Consider the following 10,470-nt stretch of genomic DNA (forward strand, 5'->3'; position numbering starts at 1 on the left):
GCCGCGACCGCCGAAACCAAATTATTATCCTTTCAAAGCAGCGATTTCAACTCTCAGTTTAGCTGCTTTAATAAAATCAAGATTTTTCGCTGCAGATTCCATTTCCTTCTGCTTTTGCGCAATTACCTTTTCCATATCTTCAGAAGTATAGCTTGCTTTTGCTTCGGCAACTTTCTGAAGAATTTCTTTTTGTGTATATTTTTCATCAGGAAAATCCTTGCTTCTTCCGACAAGACTTTCAGAAATCTTCTTATTTAAAGCTACCGGAACTTTTCCATGCTCTTCATTATACTGCATTTGTTTTGCACGACGGTATTCTGTTTCATCTAGCGTTGCCTGCATCGATTTGGTGATCTTATCGGCGTACATAATCGCTCTTCCGTTAAGATTTCTCGCGGCACGACCAACGGTTTGGATCATCGATCTTCGGCTTCTCAACATCCCTTCTTTATCAGCATCGAGGATGGCTACTAAAGACACTTCCGGCAAATCCAGACCTTCTCGCAATAAATTTACCCCGATTAAAACATCGAAAAGTCCCACACGCAGATCCTGCATAATCTGGATACGTTCCAAAGTTTCCACATCCGAATGAATATACCGTGTTCTGATCCCGAATTTGGTAAAATATTTTGTTAATTCTTCTGCCATTTTTTTAGTAAGGGTCGTTACAAGAACCCTTTCATCAAGATCCGCTCTTTTCTGGATTTCCTCCATTAAATCATCAATCTGATTCTGAGTAGGACGGATTTCAATAATGGGGTCTAAAAGTCCGGTCGGACGAATAATCTGCTCAATATAGGCACCGCCTGTTTTTTCCAGTTCATAATCTGCAGGAGTTGCGGAAACATAGATTACCTGATTCTGAATGGCTTCAAATTCTTCAAATTTCAAAGGACGGTTATCCATTGCAGCAGGAAGCCTGAATCCGTACTCCACCAAAGCTTCTTTGCGGCTGCGGTCGCCTCCGTACATCGCGTGAACCTGCGGAACAGTAACGTGGCTCTCGTCAATCACCATCAAATAATCTTTTGGAAAATAATCCAATAAACAGAAAGGTCTTGTTCCCGGTAACCTTCCGTCGAGATATCGCGAATAGTTTTCAATTCCAGAACAGTAGCCGAGTTCTTTTATCATTTCCAGATCAAGTTCGGTTCTTTCCTGTAATCTTTTGGCTTCCAGAGGTTTTTCAATCGAATTGAAAAAATCAACCTGCTTTACAAGATCATCCTGAATATCACGGATTGCGCCGTTCAAAGTCTCTTTCGATGTTACAAAAAGATTGGCAGGATAGATCTGAATCTGATCAAAAACGCCTGTTACATTTCCCGAAACCGGATCCAAGCTCTGGATTTTCTCAATTTCATCCCCGAAAAACTGAATTCTGATCGCATTGTCTGCATAAGCAGGGAAAACATCAATCACATCTCCCTTTACACGGAATGTACCTCTTTGGAATTCATTTAATGTTCTTGAATATAGTGCATTAACTAAAGAATGGAGAAGTGCAGTTCTTGTCACTTTTTCACCGATCGCAATGGAAATTAATGATTTGTGAAATTCTGTCGGGTTTCCGATACCATAAATGCATGATACGGAAGCAACAATGAGGACGTCACGTCTTCCTGAAAGTAAACTCGCGGTTGCGGAAAGTCTTAATTTTTCAACTTCTTCGTTGATACTCAGATCTTTTTCGATGTAAGTTCCGGTTGTGGCGATGTAAGCTTCCGGCTGATAATAATCGTAGTAACTTACGAAATATTCAACAGCATTTTCAGGAAAGAATTCTTTAAACTCCATGAAGAGCTGTGCTGCCAAAGTTTTATTGTGGGCTAAAACCAAGGTTGGTTTCTGTACATTTTGCACCACATTGGCAACGGTAAATGTTTTTCCGGATCCGGTAACTCCCAGAAGCGTCTGGTATTTTTCCCCGATTTCGATTCCTTCGGTGAGCTTTTCTATCGCTTGTGGCTGATCTCCGGTAGGTTTATATTCTGATTGAAGTTTGAAATTCATAAAAATTGTGATGTTATCCTAACAAAAATACGAAAGATATATTTGACATTGGTAAGTATTTTATACCACAGATTCATTAAAATAAGATGCGTGATTATATTCAAAACAAAACAGCACTCAATCTGAATGCTGTTTTATTTTTGAAAAGTCAATATTAATTTTGGAAAGACATCATTAGCGGAATTCTCATGCTGTAACGAACAGGCTTTCCATCTTTTTCTGCGGGTTTCCAGAGGATGTTTTCATTGGCTTTTCTGAAAGAATTTACTGCTTCTGCATTAAATGATTCATTGTTTCCTGATGCTTTCACATCCGCAATATTTCCGTCTTCCAGAACAGTATAGTTAATCTCAGTTCTGTACGTTTCTTTGCCTAGATTCATTTTAGACGCGTCAAATGCTTTCGACATTTTATTCCTCATTTCATTAATTCCACCCGGATATTGCGGAAGTAAAGTTGCCTCATCTTTTGTTGCCATGTTTTTACCCTCTTTCGGTCGGATGGTATCCTGAATAACTCCTTCATCAATAGTGTTTTTACTTAATTGCTCAGTAATTCCACTTTCTGGGTTTAAAGATTCGTTTTTAATAACATCAGTAATGGGTTCATTACTTTCAGCAATCTGTTTTTTCACAGGTTCTGATATTGTTTCCTGAGTTTTTTCGATCATCTTCTCCATAGGAGTGGCGTAGGTTTTCTGCACGAATAGTCCGAAAGCAATCAGCAAAATCGGAATGCTGATTACTTTTTTTAAGTCTGCCAGCTTAGATTTTTTGGTGTTCATCATAATAAATCGTTTTTTGGTGTTTTTGAAATTGAATGTATGCGTAAGGTTATAGTTTTGGCTTGAAATAATTTCTTCCAGAATTAAATTCTGATAGTCTTTTATGGCAAAATTGTTTTTTAAAACAGATTCATCTGCCAGAAATTCATGATTGGTAATTATTGCTTTTTTATAAAAATAAACGGATGGATTGAACCACGTAAATGCTTTTATAATTTCAACAATAATAATATCAATGCTGTGCCTCTGTTCCAGATGGCTCTTTTCATGAAGAAATATTCTGGAATCTATTTTATTGTCAATCACATAGTTTTTACCTAAATAAATCGTATTCCAGAAGCTGAAAGGCGAAACCGGATTTTCGGTGATGAGAATGTTCTGATTCTGATACAGCATTTTTTCACCCTTCAGATTTTTAATTTTTAAGTATGAAATAATAGTTCTTATCAGGAAAATCAATGTTACGATTCCGTACAATATCCAGATCAGATTCATCCAGTTAAAACTTTCCTGTTTCGGCGTAATGTCCATAACCTGTTGTGTTGCTTCAATAGTAGTCTGCAAACGATTCGATGGTTTGGAAGTTTCTGATTGAATGGAAATAAATGGAACGGTATAAGAAAATACAAGGGAAAACAAAAGGTAAAACCTGTTGAAACCGTACATTTTCTCCTTCTGCAAAAACAGATAATATCCCGCCAAAAGCAGGGAAGAACACAAAATTATTTTTAAAAAAATCATCATTTTTCGTCGATTTGCTGGTCGATAATTTCACGGAGTTCTTTCAGTTGTTTTTGAGAAAGCTTTGCATTGGACGTAAAAAACGATGCAAACTGCGTTACGGAACTGTTGAAAAAACGGTCAATCATGGAAGTCATTTCTTCTTTGAAATAAGCTCCTTTCGCGATCTTTGGATAATATTCACGGGAATTTCCATACAATTTGTAGCCAACAAAATCCTTATTTTGCATTCTTTTCAGAAGCGTAGCAATAGTTGTAGTGGCAGGTTTGGGTTCAGGGTAGGATTCTAAAATGTCCTTCATGAAAACTTTTTCTTTTTCCCAAAGAATTTCCATGAGATCTTTCTCAGAATCGGTCAGTTTTATTTCTTTCATATTCTACGAGTTGTTATTTGTTTCTACAAATGTAGAATAAAAATTTAAACTGCCAAATTTTATGGCACTATTTTTCCATTTGAAATTCAATAATAATCCTAATTCAATGAAAATCAATAAACTTTATATTTCAGCAATCAGTGTTTTTCTCATATTTTCATCATGTAAAGAAAATAAACTTAATGCCCAAAAGCTCGGGAAAGACAGAAGCGCAGAAACAAAAGAGCCTAATTCTCCGGAATATAAACCTGCTTTTGCCGGACAGACCAGAATAAAAGCTGTAAAAACCTCAACGCCTTATAACATTGAAATTTTAAATAAAGATCTGGGGAAAGCTTGGGGAATTATCAATTTACCGGACGGAAGATTTTTAATTACAGATAAAAGAGGATACATGAATGTGGTTTCTGCCGACGGAAAAGAAATTTCAAAAATCGAAGGCTTCCCTAAAGTAGATTCGAAAGGGCAGGGCGGAATGCTTGACGTGGCTTTAGATCCTGATTTTAAAACAAACAATATCATTTATTTCAGTTTTTCAGAACCTTATGAAAATGGAAATCATACCGCTGTTGCAAAAGGAAAGCTTTCTCAGGATTTAAAAACAATTTCTGAAGTAAAAGTTATTTTCAGAGCAACTCCGACGTATGATGGAGATAAGCACTATGGAAGCCGATTGGCATTTGATAAAGACGGAAATTTATTTGTAAGCACAGGAGAAAGATCGGATAAGCAAACGAGAGTTTATGCGCAGAGAACGAATAATTATTTAGGTAAAATATTAAAAATAACAAAGGAAGGGAAGCCGGCTTCCGGAAATCCTTTCATTGGAAAAACAGGGTTTAAACCTGAAATTTATGCCTACGGAATAAGAAATCCGCAAGGTCTGGCAATTGATCCGGGCGGAAATCTCTGGGATGTAGAAATGGGACCGAGAGGCGGAGATGAAATTAATTTAATAAAACCCGGTAAAAATTACGGTTGGGGAGATGTAACCTACGGAATCGAATATTCCGGAGATAAAATTAACAATGGGACAACTCAAAAAGCAGGAACAGAACAGCCTGTCTATTACTGGGATCCTGTGATTTCGCCAAGCGGAGTTACGTTCTACACCGGAAATATCGACGAATGGAAAGGGAATCTGATGATCGGCTGTTTAAGCGGAGAACACATCAGCCGGATTGTAATGAAAGATAATAAAGTGATAGGAGAAGAAAGGCTTCTGGAAGATCAGAACGAAAGATTCCGTGATGTTCTCAACGGAAGCGACGGAAATCTGTACGCTGTTACAGACAGTGGAAAATTGTATAAAATTTCTAAAAAATAATAGTTTTGTTCAAATAAATAATGGCTTCTGAATTTCCAGAAGCCATTATTGGTTATGGTATAAAGATTAAAATTTAAAATTAAATCTTGCAAAAACCTGTCTTCCTGCAAATCCCATCTGTACCGGATCAAAGATACCTCCTGATTCCGTATTTCCGGATGAAACAGCATCTCTTTGTAAAGTAGCATATCTGTTGAATAAATTTTTGCTTCCTATGGTCAGATTGATGTTTTTGGAAAATTCATAACCAAAAGAAAGATCTGTCGTGACTTTCGGATTGTAAGTCTGGTAATCGTCCGGTCCGTTATAGCCTACCAGAGTCACTTTATCAAATCTTACCAGCTGTACATTAGCATTGAATTTACTGATTTTATAATTCAGGTTTAAATTGATCTTCGTTTTCGGTGCAGAAGCTAAAATAAAAGCTCTTTCCCTAGGGCTGAGATAAATGTCTTCTTTTCCTTTCAGCCTGTCGGAAGTATTCACTTTTGTGATCTCCATTTCGTTGTAGTTTCCGGCTAATGTTGCCGTCAGTTTTCCTTTTCCGATATTTTCGTTAAAACTTAAAATAACATCAAGCCCTTTAGTTCTTGTATCTATTGCGTTGGTGAAAAACTGAGCCTGATCGATGCGGTTTTCAATTAAAATATTCCCGATCGCATCATCATCCTGCGAGAAATTTCCCGTTAAAACAATTCTGTCTTTTACCTTGATGTAATATCCATCTACTGTTGCTGTAAATTTCCCTGTGTTAAAGGTAAATCCTGCACTTCCATTCACAGAAGTTTCCTGTTTAAGCTGCGGAATTCCTACTGCTTTCGCCAGATTACTGTCATTAGATGCCAATTGAATGGTTACCAGATTTCCGCCCTGAAAATTGGTAAACTGTAAGCTGTAATATTTCTGAGCCAGAGAAGGAGCTCTGAATCCCGTAGAAAAAGAGCCGCGGAATGCAAACTGTGGTGTTATTTTGTATCTTGTAGCCAGTTTTCCGTTCAGTGTGCTTCCGAAATCATTGTAATTTTCAAATCTTCCTGCGACGCTTATCATCCAGTTTTTGGTAATGTCGAGTTCGGTATCTACATACGCTGCAAAATTATTTCTGGATTTGTTAATCTCCTGTGAATATCCGGGAAAGCCCTGAGAACCGCCCGGTCTTACATTTCCGCTTAATGGGTTGATTACCAATAATGTTGAAGGAGTACTTGCCGTCACGACATTTCCATTCACATCATACATAGCGTAAGAAGCTTCTTCACCTTTGATGATATTGAATTTTTCATATCTGAATTCTGATCCGAACGCCACATTCAGCCCTTCCAGAACCGAAAATTGTCGGGTTGCATTGAAACCTGTTGTATTCTGCAGCAGAGAATGTCCTCCCGCATCAAAACTCGTAGGTGATTTTACGCCTAATGTTGCATTGATGGTATGATCTATCTGATAGGTAAATCTGTTGCTTCCAAACGCATTATACGCATCCACTTCCCAGTCTGCCACTTTAAATTTTAAGCCATTGTCAAAAGTAAAATCTGAAATGCTTGTATCCTGAACGGGATTAAAACCATTAGGATAAACCTGCGGGATATTTCCGTCTGCATCGGCACTTCTTGTCCATGCATATGCGTTGGTATTCCTGTGCGAAAATCCTTGTCTGGAATAGAATTTTAAATTATCCGATATCGGAATCTCAATATTTCCGAAAAAATAAAAATTCTGTGATTTTGCATCCCCGAATCTCTGTCTCGGAGCATCGTATTTTTCAGGATTGGCATTACGGATCGCATATTCTTTATTCACAAATTCTGCCGTAAAATTTCCGAAACCGCCTTTAGAGCCTATTTTTGTTCCGTAATTTCCGTAAAAGTCAAAAGTATTTCCGTCTATTTTCCGGTCAGAAACCACATCATGATCTCCCGGACTTTTAAAAAGATTGACTCCATAAAAAGCATTGCCTTCAAAACCGTGATTACGGTCATTTAAAATTACATTAATTACTCCTGCAATCGCATCCGAACCATATTGTGCCGATGCTCCGTCACGAAGAACCTCAATTCTTTTTATCGCACCCACAGGAATCGTGTTCATGTCAGATCCCGTATTCCCGCGGCCTTTTGTACCAAAAAGGTTGATTAATGAAGACTGATGGTATCTTTTTCCGTTGAGCAAAAGCAATGTCTGATCAGGACCAAGTCCTCTTAATGTTGCCGGATCTACTGCATCTGCTCCGTCTGATCCGGATTGTTTATTGGAATTAAATGAAGGTGCAGAAAACTGTAAAAGCTGGTTAACTTCAATCTGCCCTGTTGACTGGCTTACCTGTTTAATGTCGATGATGTCAATCGGAACCGGAGTGTCTACAACCGTTCTTTTTTTATTCCTGCTTCCTGTTATGGCTACCTCATCAATTTTTCCTTCTTTAGAGATGGTATCATTGGTCTGCTGAGAATACAGAACAGAAGATACTCCAAGAAAAAAGGCACTTATGTATTTAATTTTCATATTTCGTTGGATTTAAATTGACATTTATATCAAAAATATTAAATTTTGTTTTTAAATCAGTAATAAAATATGGTTTTATTTGATAAATGTATTTAAATTAAATAAAAACAGTGATTATGTAGAAAAATATGATCGGTATAATTTTAAGAAAAAATGAATTTCTGAATATTTTTTTAATAAAAAACGGATTCAATAAATTTTGAATCCGCTTTCATATTTTTTTAAAAACTGTTGATTATTCTGTTCAATCCTTCAGAGAGAATTTCCTGTGAAGTTGAAAAACATATTCTGACGTGTCCTTCAGCGCCTTTTCCGAACCATCGTTCTGAGCCGGGAACAATCGCTACTTTTCCTTCTTTTAAAACATGTTGTGCAAATTCGTCGCTGGACATTCCATTGTTAATCTTAGGGAAAATAACAAATGTTGCTTCAGGATGATTAGGAATTAAAATACCCGAATTGCTAAGCATACTGTAAGCTAAATCTCTGTTGTTCTGTAAATGCGCAAGAAAATCATTAAACCATGGTTTTGCTTTATCTATAGCAACACTTGCCGCAATCTGCGACAGTGTAGAAACACCTTCGATGGTTGAATTAAACATGGATTTTTCTGTAAAATCATCCAATAATTCCTGATCGTTGCATAAAACCGCACCAATTCTCAATCCTGCAATTCCGAATGATTTTGAAAATCCGAAAACAGTAAAACTTTTCTTTTTAGCATTCTCGGAAACAGATGAATAGGTGTTGAATTCTGTTTTGTCGTACACAATATCGCTCCAGATTTCATCGCTCATTACCCAAAGATCATGAGCTGCCGCAATGTCTGCAATTTTCTGTAAAATTTCTTTGGAATATACTCTTCCTACAGGGTTGTGGGGATTACAGATGCTGATCAGTTTTGTTTTAGGAGAAATTAAAGAAACCAGCATTTCAAAGTCGATATCTCCTGTTTTGGAATCTACGGCACACAATTTAATATTTCCGCCAACCGAATCCACAGTTTTTTTGAAAAGGAAATCCACCGGATCGAAAATAATCGCTTCGTCTCCTGGATTCAGCACGTATCGGGCAACCATGTACATTCCCATTGCCGCACTGTTTACAGCCAAAACATTTTCCGGTACAAAGCTGCCTTTTTTTCCTGTATTAAAATGCTCTGCAACACTTTTTTTGAACTCAGGAAGTCCGGAGAATGGGCCATAACTCAAATAGCCGTCCTTAATATATTCTATGATTCCGTTTTCTATTTCTTTAGACATTCTGAAGTCCGGATCTGCTGCAGTTAAAGGGATAATACCTTCTTCCAGAGTTGCCCATCTTCCGTTGTAGGCTTTTCTTTTCAGCGCTTCAAAATTGATATCGTTGTTTGTGAACATTTTATTTATATGAAATTGGTAAGGTATTTTTAGGCTGTTCGTTCAGAGGTAAAAGGAATTGTTCCAGCAAAGCTCTTCCGTTTTTGATGTGGGTTTCGATTTCAGGCTTTCGGTCTTCTTCGTATTTTCTGAACGTTTCCTGAAGGTCATTTCCTTCGGCTAAAAGATTTGTTAATGTGAAAGAATCTTTCAACGCAGAGGTAACGCCCTGACTTGTAAAAGGAATCAGCGGATGTGCAGCATCGCCGATGAAAACGACATTCTGATGGTAAAAAGGATTTAATTTTTCAAGTTCATACACTCTCCAGATATGGGCGTTTTCATAACTTGAACCTTCAATAATGGATGAAACAAGAGTATTCCAGCCGCCAAAATTATCCAGCATAAACTGTTTAATGCAGTCCGGACTATAATCTTCGTTGATGAAATGTTTGGTAATATCAAACTGGCAGTACCAAAGAATTTTTGTAGAAGAAAGTTTTAAAACACCAAAAGTAAGTCCGCCGTTTTCATGATGAAACTTTAGGAAATTACTTTCAATTCGGCTTGCGAGTTCTTCATTTTCGATGATATTTACCACTTCATTTTCCAGAACGGCTCTCATGATTTCGTCCTGAAAAATGGTTCTTCTGATACGGCTTCTTGATCCGTCTGAAGCAACGACAACATCTGCTTCTAAAGTGTTATTTTCGTCCAGCGTAATTTGTGCTTTTCCCTCCGAAAATCCATTCAGTGCCACAGTTGAATTGTAAGAAATTTTATCTGATGGAATTCTCTTCGCTAGAATCTCAATCAAAGTACTTCTGGAAACGACAAAAACATCATCCAGATCCTTTTCGGAAAGAATTTCGCCGCTTTGGTTGTAATGGATGTATTTTTTCAGAAAACTTCCTCTGGCGTAAAGATCATTAATATCAATAATAGCTGAAAGATGCTCAATTCCTTCTTTGGGAATGATAAATCCATGTCCTTTCAGATAGTTTGGGGTTCTTCTTTCGTAGAGATGATAGTCGATATTATTTTTTTCCAAATAATTTGCCATACTCAGTCCGGATACACCGGCTCCTATGATTGCAACTTTGCCCATCTTTTTATTGTTGTTAGTTTTGTTTTTTAATTTGTAAAATTTTCATTAAAACAGAATAATCTGCGTAAATTTTTTATTTGTGAAAACAGGATTATCCGTTAATGATATGAAAAGAATGTTTCCTTACTGCTAAAATCAGCCCTTTGAAGGAAATGTGAAATAGATAATATCTTCTGTGATATTATTTCAGAATAAAAAGAAAGACTATTCCGGTGCCTTGAAAATATTATCATCGGAATGGAACCCTGCAACACCGCCGC

The 10,470-nt window shown here is 37.1% G+C and carries 7 protein-coding genes; 1 reads left to right on the top strand and 6 read right to left on the bottom strand.

Annotated elements, in window-relative coordinates:
- Nucleotides 1-24 precede the first annotated feature (24 nt).
- The 3 genes from uvrB to WFK35_RS16065 form a co-directional block, all read right to left on the bottom strand.
- Nucleotides 25-2,016, bottom strand: coding sequence for an excinuclease ABC subunit UvrB (uvrB, locus tag WFK35_RS16055; protein ID WP_336733434.1), 1,992 nt, complete (start codon nt 2,014-2,016; stop codon nt 25-27).
- A 154-nt stretch (nt 2,017-2,170) separates the two neighbouring features.
- Nucleotides 2,171-3,544: a M56 family metallopeptidase gene (locus tag WFK35_RS16060; protein WP_336733435.1), complete on the bottom strand. Its 1,374-nt coding sequence runs from the start codon at nt 3,542-3,544 to the stop codon at nt 2,171-2,173.
- The gene (locus WFK35_RS16065) at nt 3,541-3,915 is read right to left on the bottom strand and encodes a BlaI/MecI/CopY family transcriptional regulator (protein WP_076391278.1); all 375 of its coding nucleotides are present in this window, start codon (nt 3,913-3,915) and stop codon (nt 3,541-3,543) included. Before WFK35_RS16065 ends, WFK35_RS16060 begins: the two co-directional genes overlap by 4 nt.
- 106 nt (nt 3,916-4,021) lie before the next feature.
- On the opposite strand from WFK35_RS16065, the gene WFK35_RS16070 reads away from it, so the two are divergent.
- Nucleotides 4,022-5,242, top strand: coding sequence for a PQQ-dependent sugar dehydrogenase (locus WFK35_RS16070; protein ID WP_336733436.1), 1,221 nt, complete (start codon nt 4,022-4,024; stop codon nt 5,240-5,242).
- A 66-nt stretch (nt 5,243-5,308) separates the two neighbouring features.
- Here WFK35_RS16070 and WFK35_RS16075 read toward each other — a convergent pair whose 3' ends face one another.
- The 3 genes from WFK35_RS16075 to WFK35_RS16085 form a co-directional block, all read right to left on the bottom strand.
- Nucleotides 5,309-7,744: a TonB-dependent receptor plug domain-containing protein gene (locus tag WFK35_RS16075; RefSeq protein ID WP_336733437.1), complete on the bottom strand. Its 2,436-nt coding sequence runs from the start codon at nt 7,742-7,744 to the stop codon at nt 5,309-5,311.
- Between the two features lie 221 nt (nt 7,745-7,965).
- Entirely contained in the window at nt 7,966-9,123 is a 1,158-nt protein-coding gene (locus WFK35_RS16080; RefSeq protein ID WP_336733438.1) for a pyridoxal phosphate-dependent aminotransferase, read from the bottom strand.
- A gap of 1 nt (nt 9,124) precedes the next feature.
- Nucleotides 9,125-10,210, bottom strand: a complete 1,086-nt coding sequence (locus tag WFK35_RS16085) for an FAD-dependent oxidoreductase (RefSeq protein ID WP_336733439.1) — start codon at nt 10,208-10,210, stop codon at nt 9,125-9,127.
- Nucleotides 10,211-10,470 lie beyond the last annotated feature (260 nt).

The sequence above is a fragment of the Chryseobacterium sp. VD8 genome, from assembly GCF_037149975.1.
In the GTDB taxonomy this organism is placed as follows: domain Bacteria; phylum Bacteroidota; class Bacteroidia; order Flavobacteriales; family Weeksellaceae; genus Chryseobacterium; species Chryseobacterium indicum.

Excerpts from the sequence above, each read along its gene's own strand:
- WFK35_RS16080 (WP_336733438.1), bottom strand. The coding sequence starts at position 9,123 with ATGTTCACAAACAACGATATCAATTTTGAAGCGCTGAAAAGAAAAGCC.
- WFK35_RS16065 (WP_076391278.1), bottom strand. The coding sequence starts at position 3,915 with ATGAAAGAAATAAAACTGACCGATTCTGAGAAAGATCTCATGGAAATT.
- WFK35_RS16075 (WP_336733437.1), bottom strand. The coding sequence starts at position 7,744 with ATGAAAATTAAATACATAAGTGCCTTTTTTCTTGGAGTATCTTCTGTT.
- WFK35_RS16070 (WP_336733436.1), top strand. The coding sequence starts at position 4,022 with ATGAAAATCAATAAACTTTATATTTCAGCAATCAGTGTTTTTCTCATA.
- WFK35_RS16085 (WP_336733439.1), bottom strand. The coding sequence starts at position 10,210 with ATGGGCAAAGTTGCAATCATAGGAGCCGGTGTATCCGGACTGAGTATG.
- uvrB (WP_336733434.1), bottom strand. The coding sequence starts at position 2,016 with ATGAATTTCAAACTTCAATCAGAATATAAACCTACCGGAGATCAGCCA.
- WFK35_RS16060 (WP_336733435.1), bottom strand. The coding sequence starts at position 3,544 with ATGATGATTTTTTTAAAAATAATTTTGTGTTCTTCCCTGCTTTTGGCG.